This is a genomic window from Chromobacterium sp. Rain0013, from assembly GCF_015291765.1.
Classification (GTDB): domain Bacteria; phylum Pseudomonadota; class Gammaproteobacteria; order Burkholderiales; family Chromobacteriaceae; genus Chromobacterium; species Chromobacterium haemolyticum.
This window is the reverse complement of the sequence record NZ_CP031514.1, coordinates 4583009-4599751: the sequence shown is the minus strand read 5'-3', so window position 1 is coordinate 4599751 and position 16743 is coordinate 4583009. Positions and strand designations below refer to the sequence as shown.

Annotated in this window: 22 protein-coding genes; 11 read left to right on the top strand and 11 right to left on the bottom strand. The window is 62.0% G+C overall.

The window, feature by feature from the left end; all coding sequences use genetic code 11:
• Positions 1–59: 59 nt before the first annotated feature.
• The 9 genes from DXT74_RS21050 (at position 60) to rplI (ending at position 8309) form a co-directional block, all read left to right on the top strand.
• Complete coding sequence (locus DXT74_RS21050; protein WP_231138236.1) at positions 60–3323, top strand: EAL domain-containing protein; 3264 nt, start codon at positions 60–62, stop codon at positions 3321–3323.
• Between the two features lie 68 nt (positions 3324–3391).
• The gene (gene rlmB / locus DXT74_RS21045; RefSeq protein WP_019103594.1) at positions 3392–4147 is read left to right on the top strand and encodes a 23S rRNA (guanosine(2251)-2'-O)-methyltransferase RlmB; all 756 of its coding nucleotides are present in this window, start codon (positions 3392–3394) and stop codon (positions 4145–4147) included.
• 176 nt (positions 4148–4323) lie between these two features.
• Positions 4324–5820 carry a multicopper oxidase family protein gene (locus DXT74_RS21040; protein WP_194426937.1) on the top strand — a complete coding sequence of 499 codons (1497 nt, stop codon included), beginning with the start codon at positions 4324–4326 and terminating at the stop codon, positions 5818–5820.
• A 92-nt stretch (positions 5821–5912) separates the two neighbouring features.
• The gene (locus DXT74_RS23170; RefSeq protein ID WP_043632821.1) at positions 5913–6239 is read left to right on the top strand and encodes a metal-sensitive transcriptional regulator; all 327 of its coding nucleotides are present in this window, start codon (positions 5913–5915) and stop codon (positions 6237–6239) included.
• A gap of 25 nt (positions 6240–6264) precedes the next feature.
• Positions 6265–6567: a hypothetical protein gene (locus DXT74_RS21030; RefSeq protein ID WP_194426936.1), complete on the top strand. Its 303-nt coding sequence runs from the start codon at positions 6265–6267 to the stop codon at positions 6565–6567.
• 342 nt (positions 6568–6909) lie between these two features.
• Positions 6910–7287: a 30S ribosomal protein S6 gene (gene rpsF / locus DXT74_RS21025; RefSeq protein ID WP_043592023.1), complete on the top strand. Its 378-nt coding sequence runs from the start codon at positions 6910–6912 to the stop codon at positions 7285–7287.
• Between the two features lie 18 nt (positions 7288–7305).
• Positions 7306–7605, top strand: coding sequence for a primosomal replication protein N (gene priB / locus DXT74_RS21020; RefSeq protein WP_019103684.1), 300 nt, complete (start codon positions 7306–7308; stop codon positions 7603–7605).
• Between the two features lie 5 nt (positions 7606–7610).
• On the top strand, positions 7611–7838 hold the full coding sequence (rpsR, locus tag DXT74_RS21015) for a 30S ribosomal protein S18 (RefSeq protein ID WP_043592020.1): 228 nt from the start codon (positions 7611–7613) through the stop codon (positions 7836–7838).
• 21 nt (positions 7839–7859) lie between these two features.
• Positions 7860–8309 carry a 50S ribosomal protein L9 gene (gene rplI / locus DXT74_RS21010; protein ID WP_043592018.1) on the top strand — a complete coding sequence of 150 codons (450 nt, stop codon included), beginning with the start codon at positions 7860–7862 and terminating at the stop codon, positions 8307–8309.
• Between the two features lie 76 nt (positions 8310–8385).
• Here the strand turns inward: rplI and DXT74_RS21005 are convergent, their stop codons facing one another.
• Complete coding sequence (locus DXT74_RS21005; protein ID WP_043632431.1) at positions 8386–8721, bottom strand: DUF2322 family protein; 336 nt, start codon at positions 8719–8721, stop codon at positions 8386–8388.
• 465 nt (positions 8722–9186) lie between these two features.
• Positions 9187–9738, bottom strand: coding sequence for a hydrolase (locus DXT74_RS21000; protein ID WP_118268588.1), 552 nt, complete (start codon positions 9736–9738; stop codon positions 9187–9189).
• A 161-nt stretch (positions 9739–9899) separates the two neighbouring features.
• Between DXT74_RS21000 and DXT74_RS20995 the strand changes: the two genes are divergently transcribed.
• Positions 9900–10403 carry a GNAT family N-acetyltransferase gene (locus DXT74_RS20995; RefSeq protein ID WP_194426935.1) on the top strand — a complete coding sequence of 168 codons (504 nt, stop codon included), beginning with the start codon at positions 9900–9902 and terminating at the stop codon, positions 10401–10403.
• A gap of 44 nt (positions 10404–10447) precedes the next feature.
• On the opposite strand, the gene DXT74_RS20990 is transcribed toward DXT74_RS20995, so the two are convergent.
• From DXT74_RS20990 to DXT74_RS20975, 4 genes are all read right to left on the bottom strand, one after another.
• A complete protein-coding gene (locus DXT74_RS20990) occupies positions 10448–10615 on the bottom strand; it encodes a hypothetical protein (RefSeq protein WP_019100733.1) in 168 nt (55 codons plus the stop codon).
• Positions 10616–10859: 244 nt separating this feature from the next.
• The gene (locus DXT74_RS20985) at positions 10860–11048 is read right to left on the bottom strand and encodes a hypothetical protein (RefSeq protein ID WP_081554316.1); all 189 of its coding nucleotides are present in this window, start codon (positions 11046–11048) and stop codon (positions 10860–10862) included.
• Positions 11049–11200: 152 nt separating this feature from the next.
• Positions 11201–11371, bottom strand: coding sequence for a hypothetical protein (locus DXT74_RS20980; protein WP_174243633.1), 171 nt, complete (start codon positions 11369–11371; stop codon positions 11201–11203).
• A 32-nt stretch (positions 11372–11403) separates the two neighbouring features.
• Entirely contained in the window at positions 11404–11571 is a 168-nt protein-coding gene (locus tag DXT74_RS20975; protein ID WP_179140687.1) for a hypothetical protein, read from the bottom strand.
• Positions 11572–11765: 194 nt separating this feature from the next.
• On the opposite strand from DXT74_RS20975, the gene DXT74_RS20970 reads away from it, so the two are divergent.
• Positions 11766–12665: a LysR family transcriptional regulator gene (locus tag DXT74_RS20970; protein WP_039754100.1), complete on the top strand. Its 900-nt coding sequence runs from the start codon at positions 11766–11768 to the stop codon at positions 12663–12665.
• Between the two features lie 201 nt (positions 12666–12866).
• On the opposite strand, the gene DXT74_RS20965 is transcribed toward DXT74_RS20970, so the two are convergent.
• The 5 genes from DXT74_RS20965 to grxD form a co-directional block, all read right to left on the bottom strand.
• On the bottom strand, positions 12867–14111 hold the full coding sequence (locus tag DXT74_RS20965; protein ID WP_043592009.1) for a uracil-xanthine permease family protein: 1245 nt from the start codon (positions 14109–14111) through the stop codon (positions 12867–12869).
• 45 nt (positions 14112–14156) lie between these two features.
• Positions 14157–14627, bottom strand: a complete 471-nt coding sequence (locus tag DXT74_RS20960) for a GNAT family N-acetyltransferase (protein WP_194426934.1) — start codon at positions 14625–14627, stop codon at positions 14157–14159.
• 73 nt (positions 14628–14700) lie between these two features.
• The gene (upp, locus tag DXT74_RS20955; RefSeq protein ID WP_019100726.1) at positions 14701–15333 is read right to left on the bottom strand and encodes a uracil phosphoribosyltransferase; all 633 of its coding nucleotides are present in this window, start codon (positions 15331–15333) and stop codon (positions 14701–14703) included.
• A gap of 139 nt (positions 15334–15472) precedes the next feature.
• Positions 15473–16285: an EAL domain-containing protein gene (locus DXT74_RS20950; protein ID WP_052370290.1), complete on the bottom strand. Its 813-nt coding sequence runs from the start codon at positions 16283–16285 to the stop codon at positions 15473–15475.
• A gap of 124 nt (positions 16286–16409) precedes the next feature.
• Complete coding sequence (grxD, locus tag DXT74_RS20945; protein WP_043592002.1) at positions 16410–16721, bottom strand: Grx4 family monothiol glutaredoxin; 312 nt, start codon at positions 16719–16721, stop codon at positions 16410–16412.
• Positions 16722–16743: the final 22 nt, after the last annotated feature.

The window sequence follows — 16743 nt, the reverse complement described above, 5'->3', positions numbered from 1 at the left end:
GCCGGCGCGAACGGGGGCGGGGTGGTGTGACAGTCGGATCGGCTTGCCGGGACGCGGCGGTGTTTCTCGGGTTTTTGGCGTGCACGGCATTCTGGCCGCGCGAGCCGGTATTGGGGTTTTCGCTGGCGGCCTTTCTGGCTCACGGCGTATGGAGTTATCGTCTTTTGCGTCGCGGCTGGCGGCAGTCCTGGTGGTGGCCGGTGGCCGCCGCCGCCCTGGCCGCTCAATGGTCGTCACCGCAATGGGCCGCTCTGCTGCTGATCAGCCTGTACGCGTTGGCGCCCGGTCTGTACGCGGCCGGCTTGCGCGGAGGGCTGGCGGTGCGTCAGCCGGCGGACTTATTGCGGCTGCTGCTGCGCTTGGCCTGCTATCCGTCGGTGCTGCTGGCCGGTTTGGCCGCCGGCGCCGGATGGCGCTGGTTCGGCATGGAGGGTTTGTGGTCGTGGGCGGCGCAGGCTTGGGGCGTGTCCGGTCTGGCCCTGTCCTTGTGCGTGCCGCCGGCCTTGTATGCGTCCGGCGCAACGCCGACGCGGCGTCAGGTGTTGGAAACCGGCCTGATCCTGGCTTTGGCCAGCGTGGCGTGGCTTAGCCTGTTGGGCAGTAGCCTCGCTTATTCGCTGCCCTGCCAACTGGTGTTCTTTCCTCTTATGTTGTGGGCGGCATTCCGCGTGGGTTTCCGCGGCGCGGCGCTGGTTGGCGTCTGGGTGCTCGGTCTGCTGTCGCTGTACGTGCTGGCGCCGGAGTTGACCATGCACGCCAGCGTGCTCAACGGCGCCAGCGAGGTGGCGCTGACCTTGGCCTTGAGTTGCGCGACTCTGCTGGTATCGGTGTTGGCCGATGGCCATCGCCAGAACGAGAGCGCGTTGCGTGAATTTCGCGCCAGGGTGGAATCCCTGGTCAACAACAGCCCCAATATGATGTCGCTGAAGGGGCTGGACGGCAGCTTTCTGTTGGCCAACGCCGCTTATGCGCGTCGGGTGGGCCGCTCGCCGCAGGGTATGCAGGGCTTGACGGTGGAAGAGCTGTTCGACGCGGCGGACGCCGCGCAAATCCGCGCGCAGGACGCGGTGGTGCTGTCCTGCCTGGAGCCGCGCCAGTTTGAAGAGAGCTTCCTGTTCAATGGGGTGCTTAGCCATTTGCTGGTCACCAAGTTTCCCCTGTTCGACGCTCATGGCCGCCCGGCCGGGGTGGGCAGCGTGGACACCGACATCACTCAGACCCGCCAGGAACAAAAGGCCAAGCGGGAGGCGGAGGAGCGTTACCGCGCGCTGGTGGAGCAATCGCTGGTGGGCATTTACATCTTGCAGGACGAGAAGCTGATCTACGCCAACCCCAAGCTGGCGGCCATTGTGGGTTATCAGCCCAAGGAGCTGGAAGGCATGGCGATGGATCTGTTGCTGGTGCCGGGCGAGGCGGCGCGCATCCGCCAGCAAATCGTCAAGCGCTACCGCGAGAACATCGCGGTGCTGCAATACGGCACCCGCGCGGTGCGTAAGGACGGCGTGGTGGTGGATGTGGAGATTCACAGCCGCTTGTTCGATTACGAGGGCAAGAAAGCCATCATCGGCGTGGTGATGGATATTTCCGAACGGCTGGCGGCGGACGCCAATCTGCGGCTGGCTGCCAAGGTGTTTGAAAACTCGGCGGAAGGCATTCTGCTGATGGACGCCGAGGCGCGCATCATCGCGGTCAACCACGCTTTCAGTCGGATCACCGGTTACACGGAGGCCGAGGCGCTGGGGAAGGTGTCGCGCATCTTTGGGGATCAGAAGCTGCTGGGCCGGCAGGCGATGCTGGAAGCGCTGGCGGGCGGCGGCCATTGGCAGGGCGAGATGCTGGACCGCCGCAAGAGCGGCGAGTGGTATCCGGCGGAGCTGGCGATTTCGGCGGTGCGCGACGCCGGCGGCGCGCTCAGCAATTATGTGGCGGTGTTTTCCGACATCACCTTGCGCAAGCAATCCGAGGAACGCTTGCAGTTCCTGGCCAATCACGATCCGCTGACGCAGCTGCCCAACCGCAGCAGTCTGACCGCGCGGCTGGATGAAGCCATCATCAGCCTGGATTGCGTCAGCGGCTCGCTTGCGGTGATGTTCATCGACCTGGACCGCTTCAAGCTGATCAACGACTCCTTCGGCCATCAGGCCGGCGACGAATTGTTGCGCGAGACGGCATTGCGCTTGCAGCGGGCGGTGGGCGCGCGCGGCCTGCTGGCGCGGCTGGGCGGCGACGAGTTCACTCTGGTGATGACAGGGTTCAAGGACGCCGCCGCCTTGGTGGCTGCCGCGGAGGACACGCTGGCGGCGCTGGGCCAGCCGCTGCGGCTGGAAAATCACGAGGTCTACGTTACCGGCAGCATAGGCATCAGCGTCTACCCCAACGACGGCACCGACGCCCAGACCCTGCTCAAGAACGCGGACGTGGCGATGTACCGCGCCAAGGAGGCGGGCAAGAACACCTATCAGTTCTTTGCCGCGGAAATGAACACCCAGACCTTCGAACGCCTGCTGTTGGAGAACGGTTTGCGCCTGGCCTTGGAGCGGGGCGAACTGGAGCTGCACTACCAGCCGCAGGTGGATGCTGTCAGCCGCCAGGTGCTGGGCGCGGAGGCGCTGATCCGCTGGCGCCATCCCCAACTGGGTTTGGTGTCTCCGGGCCGCTTCATTCCGCTGGCCGAGGAAACCGGCCTGATCAAGCCCATCGGAGACTGGGTGCTGCAAGAGGCCTGCCGCCAATTGGCGGCTTGGGACCGCCAGGGCTTGTCGGTGCCGCGGCTGGCGGTAAACCTGTCCGCGCGCCAGTTTGAACAGCAGATGCTGCCATTCAAGGTGGCGGACGCGCTGAGGGCCGCGGGCCTGTCCGCCGCGCGGCTGGAGCTGGAAATCACCGAAAGCATGATCATGCTCAACCCGGTGGAGGCGGTGCGCCAACTGGGCGAGTTGAAGGCCTTGGGCGTGGGCTTGTCCATCGATGATTTCGGCACGGGTTATTCCTCATTGTCCAATCTGAAGCGTTTCCCGCTGGACACCTTGAAGATTGACCAATCCTTCGTCGAAGGCTTGCCGGACGACGGCGACAACGCCGCCATCGCCGAGGCCATCCTGGCGATGGCGCGCAAGCTGCAATTCCAGGTGGTGGCGGAGGGGGTGGAGAGCGAGCGCCAGGCGCAATTCCTTACCAGCAAGGGTTGCGCCTTGTTGCAGGGCTATCATTTCGGCCGCCCGGTGCCGGCGGCAGAATTGCCTGCCTTGCTGGCCGGCATCGTCGCCGTGGGCGAGCAGCGGCAACTGGAGCTGATGTCCGGCGTGGACGTGCTGGGCAGCTGAAAGCAAGCCGGTTTTGCCCTGAACCGCCGCGCGCTCTAAAATGGCGGGATTGTCATTAGAGAATCGCCATGAGCAACAAACGCCTGATCCACGGCTTTCACGCCATCAATGCCCGTTTGTGGCAGAACCCCAAGAGCCTGCTGGAAATCTGGCTGGCCGGCGGCCGCCACGACGCCCGCGCCAAGGCGGTGATAGACAAGGCCGCCGAGGAAGGCATCAAGCTGCACATCGTCGATAAGGAACGTTTGGACAGCATGACCGGCAACGCCCGCCACCAGGGCGTGGCGGCCACCATAGACGCCAGCCGCAATTTCGTGCACCTGGACGACGTGCTGGACAATCTGAGCGAGCCGGCCTTGCTGCTGATTCTGGACGGCGTGACTGATCCGCACAATCTGGGCGCCTGCCTGAGGGTGGCGGACGCGATGGGCGCGCACGCGGTGATCGCGCCCAAGGACCGTTCCGCCGGCCTCAACGCCACTGTGTCCAAAGTAGCGTGCGGCGCGGCGGAAGTGATTCCCTATATCACGGTCACCAATCTGGCGCGCACTTTGCGAGACCTGAAAGACGCCGGCATCTGGATTGCCGGCACCACCATGGAGGCGGACACCGACCTCTATCACTGCGACGCCGCCGGCCCGCTGGCCTGGGTGATGGGCTCGGAGGGCGAGGGCATGCGCAGGCTGACCCGCGAACACTGCGACGTGCTGGTGTCCATTCCGATGTTCGGTACCGTGGAGAGCCTGAACGTGTCGGTATCCGCCGGCATGGTGCTGTCGGAAAGCCGTCGCCAGCGCACGCTGGCCCAGGCCAAGGCCGACTGACTCCGGTTGTCCCGAAAAACCAGGCCCCCGCAACGCGGGGGCTTTTCTTTGGGCGCTCGGTTTGACTGTGATCAGATGCCGGCCTAAAAAAGTAGACAGAATTTGGAACCGATCTGGCGCCGCCACAGTCTTGTTGATACCTTACCTGGGTATCCTATTGAGAAAGGAATGCAGTGATGGATAGACGTGGATTCATCGGCGCCGGCGCGGCGTTGGCCTTGGTTCCGCTGCTGCGGCAGGCCTGGGCGGCGCAGCCGTCAGCCATCGATCATGCGGCGATGGGGCATGGCGCGATGGGAGCGGAGACGGCGCCGGCCGCGGCCGGCCTTGGCCTGCCGGCGGGCCTTGCCTTACCGGCCCTGCCGCTGCTGCGCAATCAGAGCGCGGACCCCGGCGTGTTTCAAGCTGCTTTGAGCGCCGGCGCGCAAGCGCTGCCGCTGCTGCCGGGCAGGCCCGCCACCGTGTTCTGGAGCTATAACGGCCAGGTGCCGGGACCAACGATAGAAGTGTTTGAAGGCGACGAGGTGCGGCTGCATTTCGAAAACCGCCTGTCCCAGCCCACCACCATTCATTGGCATGGCCTGCCGATTCCCGCGGATCAGGACGGCAACCCACAAGATCCGGTCCCGGCTGGGCAAAGCCGCGAATACCGTTTCACCTTGCCGCAAGGCTGCGCCGGCAGCTATTGGTATCACCCGCATCCGCACGGCCATACCGCCGAGCAGGTGTATATGGGCCTGGCCGGCGTGTTTGTGGTCAAGAGCCGCAGCGATCCGCTGGCGCATCTGCCGGAGCAACGGCTGGTGTTGTCGGACCTGAAGTTGGACGCCAACGGCAAGATAGCGGCCAGCAGCGAAGCGGACCGCATGGATGGCCGCGAAGGACAGTTCGTGCTAGTCAACGGCGCTTGGAGGCCGCATTTGACGCTGGGCGCGGGCGAGCGCCAACGCTGGCGGATCTGGAACGCGACCAGCGCGCGCGTGCTCAAGCTGGCCCTGCCCGGCCACGAACTGGAACTGGTCGGCAGCGACGGCGGCCTGCTGCAGCGGCCGCGCCGCATAGACAGCCTGTTGCTGCCGCCCGGCGGCCGCGCCGAATTAGTGGTGACCGGACGCTTCGCGTCTGGCCAGGGCGCCGGCCTGTTGGCCCTGCCGTATCGGCGCGGCAAGATGATGTCGGCCGAGCAGGAAGACACCTTGACGCTGCTGGAGCTGCGTCGCGGAGCCGCGACCGAAACCACGGCGCCGCTGCCGGCGAGACTGCGAGAGATCAAGCTCTTGGGCGAGCCCGCGGTGCGGCGCAAAGTGGTACTGTCCGAGGACATGGCCAATCACGCCGCGATGTTCCTGATCAACGGCAAGACCTTCGATATGGAACGGGCTGACTTTGTGGGCAAGGTGGGGTTGGTGGAAGAGTGGGAGATCGTGAACCAAGCGGATATGGACCACCCCTTCCACATTCACGGCACCCAGTTCCAGGCGCTGGCGCGCCACAAGGACGGCGTCTGGCGCGATGAACCTTTCCTGGCCTGGCGCGACGTGGCCAATGTCTCCGCCGGGGAGACGCTGCGACTGCGTTTCCGTCAGGACATGCCAGGCCTGCGCATGTTCCACTGCCACATCCTCGAACACGAGGACGCCGGGATGATGGGCATGCTGAAAGTAGAGGCCTAGGCGGCCGTGCGCAACTGCGTCACAATGATTGTTGCCCGGCCTGTTTTAAGCATGGCCGGGCTCGCTTTGAACCCGCTTGGATTAGGATGGACATGACGCAAGAAAAACCGCAGGACGGCTGTTGCGACGCAGCGGCCCCGCTTTCCGATAAAACCGTGGTGCAGCCGGGAAAGAGCGCGCTGATCAAGAGGCTGGCGCGCATCGAGGGCCAGGTGCGCGGCATCAGCGGTATGGTGGAGGCGGATCGCTACTGTGTGGATATCCTGACCCAAGTGGCGGCGGTGAAGTCGGCGTTGGACGCGGTGTCCATGCAACTGCTGGAAAATCACATGAAAGGCTGCGTGGCGCGCGCGCTGCATCAGGGCGACGCCACCGGCATGGTGACCGAACTGATAGATGTGGTCAAAAAAGTGCGCTGAACCGCGCCGTCGCAAAGGAGTACGTATGAAAACCCCGCTCGCTGTTTTGCTTTCTCTCGTTTCCGCGCTGGCCACGGCGGGGCCGATCCCGTTCGAGGTCTACATCAAGCTGCATAAGGGCATGTCCGAGGCCGAGCTGGTATCTCAGACCGGCGCCCCCGACTACAGCAGCAACGGTCCGACGGTCAAAACCAAGGACGCCAACGCGGTGGTGGAAACCAGTACCCGCACGCTGTCCTGGCTTGCCAACGACGAGGTTCCCTACACCACCACCGTGACCTTGAGCAATGGGGTGGTGATGGACATCTCGCGTGACAAAAAGCTCTGAGAGCTTGTTCAAAGTCTGCTGCGCTTCGTGGAGCGTTGCACGGTGAGTACAAGCTCAAAATGCTCATGTACCCCTCGTACACTCGCCTTTTTCGCTCGTTTTCGCCTTGTCTCGCCCTGGATCGCGAGCCTTTATAACAGGCTCTGAGAATCCGTTTGTCCACGCCCTCGGGGCTCTTGCAGACACCAAGCCGCCGTTTTTGCCACATACGCATACCACGCGGCGCGGAAGGTACTGATTTTATTTGCTTGTCACCGCCTAAGCGCGTAGAATGCTGCGGTTTCAACCCCTTGCCTTTTGCAACTGCATGGCAAAAGGCTTCAATAGCCACAAGGAGTTAACATGCGTCATTACGAAATCGTGTTCATCGTCCACCCGGACCAGAGCGAACAGGTTCCGGCCATGATCGAGCGCTACAAGGGCATGGTTCTGGCCGCTGAGGGCAAGATCCATCGTCTGGAAGACTGGGGCCGCCGTCAACTGGCTTACCCGATCCAGAAGCTGCACAAAGCTCACTACGTTCTGATGAACGTAGAGTGCCAGTCCGAAACCCTGGCCGAGATCGAACACGCCTTCAAGTTCAACGACGCTGTTCTGCGTCACCTGACCATCAAGCTGGATCGCGCGGTTACCGAAGCGTCCCCGATGATGAAGGACGAAAAGGCCAAGAACCTGCTGGACGCCCAGCAGCCGGCAGCCGAGGCTGAAGCTTCCGCCTAATCGGCGAGGAGCGAGGTCTTGCAGAACCGTCTGGCTCTGACCGCCACGGTCGACCGCGAGGATGCGCTGAGATACACCCCCGCCGGCTTGCCGGTATTGGAAATGTGGCTCAAGCATCAGTCCAGACAGACAGCTCACGGTTTTGATCGGGATGTGGCCTGCGAAATACAGGCCGTGCTGATAGGCGAAGAAGCCCGGAAGTTTTCCGGGAAACTGGCGGGAAACACGGTGAACCTCACCGGCTTTCTGTCCCAGCGCAGCCTCAGGAATCCGCGGTTAGTGCTCAATATCGAATATGTTGAATTTGTAAAAGGTTAGTCAAAATGGCTCGTCAACTCTTCAAGCGCAAGAAGTTCTGCCGCTTCACGGCAGAAGGCATCAAGGAAATCGACTACAAATCCGTTGATCTCCTGAAAGACTTCATCGCCGAAAACGGCAAAATCATCCCGGCTCGCATCACCGGCACCAAGGCCCGCTACCAGCGTCAGCTGACCACTGCTATCAAGCGTGCTCGCCTCCTGGCCTTCCTGCCGTACACCGACCAGCACTAAGCCGGGAAAGGAACTTAAAAGATGCAAATCATTCTGCTCGAAAAAGTTGCCAACCTGGGTCAACTGGGTGATGTGGTTAAAGTCAAGGATGGTTACGGTCGTAACTTCCTGATTCCGCAAGGCAAAGCCAAGCGCGCTACCGAAGCCAACCTGAAAGAGTTCGACGCTCGCCGCGCCGAACTGGAAGCCAAGCAAGCCGAGATCCTGGCTGACGCCAAGGTCCGCGCCGAGAAGCTGAACGAAGCGGTTGTCACCATCGCTCAGAAAGCCGGCGTTGACGGTCGTCTGTTCGGTTCCGTGACCAACGTCGACGTTGCTGAAGCCGTGACCGCCTTCGGCGTGCCGGTTAAGCGTTTCGAAGTTCGCCTGCCGAACGGCCCGTTCAAGGCCATCGGCGAGTACGACATCGAGATCGCTCTGCATCACGACGTTGTTACCCCGATCAAGATCGTGGTTGTTGCCGAAGCTTAATTTCCGCTTTCGGGAATCGCTTTACGAAAAAGCCCGCTCATCCGAGCGGGCTTTTTGTTTGGGCGCGCGGGGCGTTTCAGTCGTCCTGATTCAGTACCAGGCGCGCTCGCAGGCCGGGGGCGTCTGCCTCGGCGATGGACAGCAGGCGGTCGATATTGGGGTGCTTGCCCGGATTGGCGCGGGCGTCCGGCGTATGTTCAGCGTAAAGCGCCAGCCCTTCGCGCGCGGCCTTGCGGTCAATGTGGCCGTGGTTCTTGATCAGGGCATGGTAGACGCGTACCGAACCGGCGGTGCCGGGCTGATTCTCCAAACGGCCGACCGGCTCGCCGCTGGCGTCCAGCAGCACGATGGCGCGGATATCGTCGACGGCGGGCAGGGTGTTGAGAATGTCCTTGAAAACGCTTGCTTGCATGATGTGCTTTCCTATTGTCGTTATCGTGGCGGGCTGCGGCGGCTGCCCGTTGAGTGGCGGGGTGTTGCAGGTGGCCTGTGGAGCAGATCTGGGCCGGATGCAAAACCGCCGAGTGTAGTCGGATATTAGGCGTAGGAGAGGTTGAGAAAGTTCAGACCGTCGCCGCGCATTGCACTTTTTTGGTGCGCTCCATTGCGTTTTTTGCCTTGATTTGGTGCAATTTGTGTCCGCAGGCATTCATTACACCATGCTTTGAGCGGCCTTGTGTTGCAAAGGTATTAATTAATCAATGGCTTGGCCAGTTACTGTTAACTTGGCACGGCAATTGCTAAATATAAAGCGATCTGGTGACGCCAGGGCATGGCCCGGCGTCTCGCGCCAGTCTCCAAAGGGGATAAGAGAGCGGCAAAGCCGCCTTGGATCGGGGTCGATCGGCGAAGCCGACGGCCCCGTTTCATTTTTGCGTTATGGCTGCTCGCCCACCAGGTAGCGCTGGCTCATTCGCTTGAAGTGCTCTCCGCCGGCTTGGCGCAGGCATTCGAACAACACCATTTCCTTGCTGACGATGACGGCGCCGGCGTCTCGCATCCGCTGCAAACCCAGCTCAATGTCGGACACCTTGCGGCTGGATACCGCGTCCGCCACCACGAAGACCTGTTTATCCAGTTCCAGCAGCTCCAGTACGGTTTGCAGCACGCAAACGTGGGCCTCCATGCCGCAAACGATGGTTTGAGGCCGGAGCAGGACTGTTTCCGGCAGACAGTTCGCCGCAACGCAGGAGAAGTGGGTTTTCTCTACCACTTGCGAGTCGGGCGCTTGGGCGAGCAGTTCCGGCAGGGTATGCCCCAGGCCACGCGGGTATTGCTCGGAAAACACTACCGGCAGGCCGTGATCGGCGGCCACGCCTATCAGCCAGCGACAGCGCGCCGCCATGCCGGCCGCGTCCACTACCGCCGGCGCCAGCTTTTCCTGGATGTCCACCACTAGCAGGCTGGCCTGTTCCTTGTGCATCAGCATCCTATTCTCCTTTTGCTTATTGGTCTTGGTCGCGGTGTTCAGGATACCGCTTTTGGCCCGGACATGCGCCATCACGGCATCTGATTGTCATTGCTCTTGCCGTTGCAAGCTTCTCCCAGTCATGATGGTGATTTCTGAATTGCAATCTTCGGGGGAATGTTATGCACGATTTACTGATCAGGAAGGTTGAGCCGGAGGATGCGCCGGCCTTGGCGGCGATGATGGTGTTCGAGGAGGTGGTGGCCAATACCTTGCAGCTGCCTTACCAATCGGTTGAAGACTGGCGGCGCAAGCTGGCGCAAGCGCAACCACATGTGCATTCCCTGGTGGCCTGTAACAGCGATGGCCGGGTGATAGGCAATGCCGGTTTGATTTGTGGTGAACGCCCGCGCATCCGGCATACGGCCAGCCTGTTTATCGTGGTGCATCCGGAATGGCACGGTCGCGGCGTGGGATCGGCATTGCTGAGGGCGGTGCTTGGGCTAGCGGATAATTGGCTGGGGCTGCTGCGGGTGGAACTGGTCGTGGTGCACGACAATGAGCCGGCTATAGCGTTGTATCGCAAGTTCGGCTTCGAGCTGGAGGGACGCAGACGCAAGGAGCAATTGCGCGCCGGACGCTATGAGGACACGCTGATCATGGCACGGCTGCGCGGGCTGGAATGACAAAGCGCCTGCGGTAGGCAGGCGCTGGCTGAGTGTCGCGCGGTTTACTTGCCTGCGGCGTCTTGCGCTTGAGGCGCTTGCTGCTGCTGTCCTTGCAATTGCGCGTCCATGCGCGCGCGCATTTCCCACATATTGGACAACCCTTCGCCCGCCATCGCGGCGCTGGACAGCAGGATAAGGGACAGAGTGGTCAGTACGGTTTTCTTCAGCATGATGTTTCCTTTCATGGCAAATCGACCGGTCGACCGGCTCGGCGCAGGGCGTCGACGGAGGTCGGCTAAGGGCCTGGCGAGGCTTGTCGCTGTGCTAGCGGCCTGCATCGCCATTGAATTCTAGTGAGTGCCGGGACTTTGTCCGGTCATGGCGGCGATCAATTTGCAAACGAGTGTGAATCGCGTTTCGCGGGCGGCTTGGCCTCCCGCCGCGGAGCGCGGGCGGGAGGGGCGGCTTGCCATCTTAGCTGGCGGACTGGTTGGTCTGAGCACCAGCTGTTGGGGTTTGCTGCGAAGCGGCGGCTTGCTTGGCTGCGATCTGGGCATCCATGCGCTCGCGCATTTCGCGGGCGTTATTGGCGCCTTCACCGCCGGCCATGGCTGCGCCGGACAAGATGATCAGGGATAGTGCGGTGAGTACGGTTTTCTTCATGGTGATTTCCTTTCATTGCGATCTTGCCGCGGCCGGATTGTTTGGGTCCGGCGACAGGGCTTGAGTCGACATTCTATGGCGGGCTTTGCCGCAGTGCGGTAAACGATTGTGATCGTGTGCTAATGAACTTTGATCGCGTTTACAAAGCTGGATTAGCGGCCTGCCTGGCTGGTCTGGGCCGGAGCCGGAGCTTGCTTGGCGGCGATCTGGGCTTGCATGCGTTCGCGCATTTCGCGGGCGTTGCTGGCGCCTTCGCCGCCGGCTGTGGCGGCGCCGGACAGAACGATCAGAGACAGGGCGGCGATAACGGTGTGTTTCAACATGAGGAATTCCTTGTAAAGTGTGGGGTGCGCGCTTATTTGGCTTGCTGAGCCTGAACTTGGGCTTGAGCCTGCTTGGCGGCGATCTGGGTTTGCATGCGCTCGCGCATTTCACGGGCGTTGCTGGCGCCTTCGCTGCCGGCTGCGGCGGCGCCGGACAGAACGATCAGGGACAGGGCGGCGATAACGGTTTGCTTCAACATGGTCAAAATCCTTGTGTGATTAAGTGGCTTGGCGGCAGTCTGGATGTTCAAAATGCTAGAATCGATCCGGCGCTCCGCTAAGGAGTCAGGCTGCCCGCTCTGGCAGGCTGCGCGACTTAGTGACTGAATATTAAGGATGTTTTTTGGCCGCAGATAGCGGAATGATTTGCACTGAACCATCAGTAAATTTGAATATGAAACTATCACTCGATGCTTTGCTGGTGCTGGACGCCATCGACAACCACGGCAGCTTCGCCGCCGCAGCGGACGCTTTGTTCCGGGTGCCTTCCGCGGTGACTTACACCGTGCAGAAGCTGGAACAGAGTTTGGGCGTGCAGATATACGATCGCAGCGGACACCGCGCCCGGCTGACGCCGGCCGGCGAGCGTCTGCTCAAGGACGGCCGCCATCTGCTGGACGCGGCGCGTCAGCTGGAGCTGAGGGTTAGCAAGCAAGCCCAGGGCTGGGAGCATCAGTTGCGCATCGTGATCGGGGATCTGGTGGACTTTGGCCAGGTAATCCCGTTGATAGCGGAATTCGATCAACTGGCTTCGGCCACGCGACTGATTTTCCGCAGCGAGATTTTCGGCGGCACTTGGGACGCCTTGTACGACGACCGCGCCGATCTGGTGATAGGCGCGCCTAATATGCCGCCTCCCGGCGACTATTTCACCCGCACCATAGGCAGTTACGATTTTGTGCTGGTGGTGGCCGCCGGTCATCCGCTGGCGGCGGAGGATAAGCCGCTGCCGCCGCATGTGCTGCGTCAGCACCGTGCGGTGGCGATAGGCGACACTTCACGACGCTTGCAGCCGCGCACCGGAGGTTTGCTCGATGGTCAGGATGTGCTGACCGTGCACAGCAGCCTCGCCAAGCTGGATGTGATCCTGGCCGGCCTGGGCAGCGGCTATCTGCCGCGCTCCATGGTGGGGCCTTATCTGGCCAGCGGTGATCTGGTGGCCAAGGAAGTGGCCGAGGACAGTCCGGACCACCAGATGTGCTTTGCCTGGAAGCAGGCACAGCCTGGCAAGGCGTTGCAGTGGTTCATTCAGCGTTTGGAGCAGGCGGTGGAAGCGGGCGAACTCCGGCCGTGAAAAAGCCGGCGTCCGTGAGGAGGCCGGCTGGTCATGCGTGCCGCGGGCAGATTCTTAGAGCCAGTTCAAAATCTGGCGAGCCAGAGCGAGACAAGGCGAAAACCGCTGAGAAAGCGGAATGGTCGAGTGGTACATGAGCATTTCGAAGCGGTACTCACCGTGTCACGCCTCACGAAGCGCAGCAGATTATGAACAGACATCTTAGATGTCCTGGCCCTCGACGATGCCGTCGTGACTGGTGGCCTGCTTGGGCAGCAACAAGTTCAGCACGATGGCCAGCAGCGAGCAAAGGCCAACGCCGGCCAGCTCGAAATCGCCCAGCTTCAGGCTGAGGCCGCCGATGCCGGAGGTGAGCACCACCGAGATGATCACCAGATTGCGCGGTTCCATCAGGTCCACCTTGGCCTCGATCAGGGTTTTCAGGCCGATGGAGGCGATGGTGCCGAACAAGAGCACCATGATGCCGCCCATCACCGGCAGCGGGATGGACTGCAATAGCGCGTTGAACTTGCCGAAGAAGGCCATGGCGATGGCGAACAGCGCGGCCCAGGTCATGGTGACCGGGTTGAAGTTGCGGGTGATCATCACCGCGCCGGTGACTTCGGCGTACGTGGTCACCGGAGGGCCGCCGATCAGGCCGGCTACGCAGACACCCAGGCCGTCGCCGGACAGGGTGCGGTGCAGGCCGGGCGATTGGGTGTAGTCCTTGCCTGTGACGCCGCCTATCGCCATCACGCCGCCGATATGTTCAATCGCCGGGGCGATGGCCACCGGAAGCATGAACAGCGCGGCCGCCCAGTTGACTTCCGGGCTGTGGAAGGCCGGCATCGCGAACCAGGGCGCGTCCGCCAGTTTGGCGAAGTCCACCACGCCAAACAGCGCGGCGGCGATATAGCCGACGATGACGCCGGCCAGAATGGGCACCAGTTTGAACAGGCCGCGCGCGAAGATGGACACGATGATGGTGGTGGTCAGGGAGATCGCCGCCAGCAGCATGGACACCGCGTAAGGCGTGACCTGCTTGCCGCCGGCGAGGCCCATCGCCATGCCGGAGGCCGCGGTGGCCACCGACAGGCCGATGATCATGATCACCGGGCCGATCACCACCGGGGGCAGCAGCCGGTTGACGAAGGCCATGCCGCGCCAGCGGACCACGGCGGAAAACAGGAAGTACATGAAGCCGGCACAGAACAGGCCGAACTGCGTCGCGCCCTGGCCCCAGGTGTGCATCGAATAGATGATGGGGCCGATGAAGGCGAAGGAGGAGCCGAGGAAGATCGGCACTTGGCGCCCGGTGTACAACTGGAACAGCAGGGTGCCGATGCCGGCCCCCAGCAGCGCCATCGCCGGATTGAGGCCGGTCAGCAGCGGCACCAGCACCAGCGCGCCAAAGGCGACGAACAGGATCTGGGCGCCGGACACGGCCAGCTTGATTTGTTGGAGCATGATTTTAGCCTCTGGGGTCGTCTCTGTCTGAATGGGGGGCATGGCCTAAAGCAGCCGTTTGCCGAGAATGCGCGCTTGCGGTTCCAGGCCTCGGCGCAAGTAGAAGTTCAACGCGGCTTGGTTGAAATCCTTCACCTCTAGCCGGATCTCGTCGGCCGAATGTCGCCGCGCCCAGTCTTCGGCCGCGTTCAGCAAGGCTGAGCCCTGGCCCTGCCCACGCCGCTCCGCCGTGACCACTAGCGTGGCGACGCGGCAAATGCGTCGAGGCAGCAGGAAGGGGAGGGTGAGGTCCAGCAGGGTCAAGGCGACGAAGGCGGTGACCTCGCCATCGGCCTCCGCTAGTAGCAGCGCGGCGTTGGGCGTGTTCAGCTGACCGGCCCAGAACGCGCTGTCGCGGTCTGCGGCGCCGTTGTCGGCGAAAGTGTGCGGCAACGCCAGATGGTGCTGCAGATTGATTTCGTCGGCAAGGCGGCAGATGGCGTGCAAGTCGCTGGCGGCCGCGGGGCGTATTGTCATGGCTGAGACCGGATGAGGAGCGCAAAAAAACGCCGCGTCCGGAACGGGGCAGCGGCGCTGGAATGGCTCATGATCAGGCTTGCTTGGTGCCGAAGATCTTGTCGCCGGCGTCGCCCAGGCCGGGAATGATGTAGCCGTGCTCGTTCAGGTGGCTGTCGAGGGAAGCGGCGTAGATCTGCACGTCCGGATGGGCGTCGTTGACGATCTTCACGCCTTCGGGCGCGGCCACCATCACCACGGCCTTGATCTGTTTGCAGCCGTTGCGCTTGAGCAGGTCTATGGTGGCGACCAGCGAGCCGCCGGTGGCCAGCATCGGATCGATGATGATGGCGATGCGTTCGTCCAGATTGCCGACGAACTTCTCGAAATAAGACACCGGCTCCAGCGTTTCCTCGTTGCGGGCCAGTCCAACCACGCTGATCTTGGCGGAAGGCACCAGATCGAGCACGCCGTCCAGCATGCCGATGCCGGCGCGCAGGATGGGCACCACGGTAACTTTCTTGCCTTTGATTTGCTGGACGTCGATCTTGCCGCACCAGCCGTCTATGGTGACGCTTTCCAGTTCGAAGTCGCGGGTGGCTTCATAGGCGAGCAGGCGCGCCAGCTCTTGGGTCAACTGGCGGAATTTCATGGTGCTGGTGTCGGCTTCGCGCAGCAGGCCGAGTTTGTGTTGCACCAGCGGATGCTGGACGACGGTGATGTTCATGAGACGTTCCCATACCTTGGCAAAAAGCTGCTTTCGGCGCGGGCGCGCCAAAAGCAGCTCTTGGTATTAATTATATGAAGCCGACAGCCTTGGAAGGTCTTGGGCTGCCGGTGCGGGGTATTTGGTATGGGGCCGTATTTTACCCCTTTTCCCATTCCGAAATCCACTGCAAGAATTCGGCGGCGGCCCGCGGCGGGCTGCAGATATAGCCCTGCACCGCGTCGCAGCCTAGTTCGGCCAGCGTGGCCAGGTCGGCGGTGTCCTCAACGCCGATGGCCACCGTGGTGAGCCCGGACGCTTTGGCCAGGCTTATGTCTTCGCGCAGGATGGCTTGCAGATGCTGGTTGGAGCTGACGCCTTGGACGAAGGCGCGATCCACTTTCAACAGACTGAAATGGCTGATCAGCAGTTTATCGGTCAGGGTGACGCCGATGCCGAATTCGTCGATGCCGATGCCGAAGCCGGCGGTGCGCAACTGGGCCAGCTGCGCGTCGGCTTTCTGCCAGTGCTGTCGCAACGTGGATTCGGAGAACTCCAGGGTCAGCTTGGCTGGCTCCAGGCCCAGAATGCGCACTTTCTGCAGCAGTTGCTCGCACAGGCTGTCGTCGTCCAGCGACATCGAGGTCAGGTTGATGGTGACCGGAATGTCATGGCCGCGTTCCTGCCAATCGCTGCAGGCGTACAGCGATTTTTCCAGGATCAGCTCGGTCAGTTCGCGGATCATGCCGCGCTCTTCCATCGCCGGTACGAAGCTGACCGGCGACAACACGCCAAGCGCCGGATGCTGCCAGCGCGCCAGCGCCTCGGCGGCGATCACCTTCCGGCTGGAGATTTCGACTATCGGTTGGAACCAGGGGATGAGCTGATCGTTGACCAGCGCGCGCCAGATCTCTTCGATGGGCATGGCGCTGGCGGGGCTGAGGACGGCTTTGGTTTCCTGATGTGTCGGCATGGGGCGGTTTGGATTGGGCAAGCGGATGTCACCCTGATTGTATGACATGGCGGGTGTTTTCGAAACGGTAAATTCCGCTGCAAAAACAAAGGTCCCGGCCATGGCCGGGACCTGGGAGAGGTGCTTACAGGTCTTTCAGCAGCTCTTGCAATTCACCGTTCTGGAACATTTCATACATGATGTCGGAGCCGCCGATGAATTCGCCTTTGACATACAGTTGCGGAATGGTGGGCCAGTTGGAGAAATCCTTGATGCCCTGACGGATGTCGGCGTCCTGAAGCACGTCTACGGTCGCGAACTGTTCAAGGCCACAGGCTTTGAGAATTTGCACCGCGCGGGAGGAAAAGCCGCATTGCGGGAATTGGGCCGAGCCCTTCATGAACAGCACCACCGGGTTGTCGGTCACGGTTTGCTGGATGGTTTGTTGCGCGCTCATTCAGTGGTCCTTGCTTGGATCG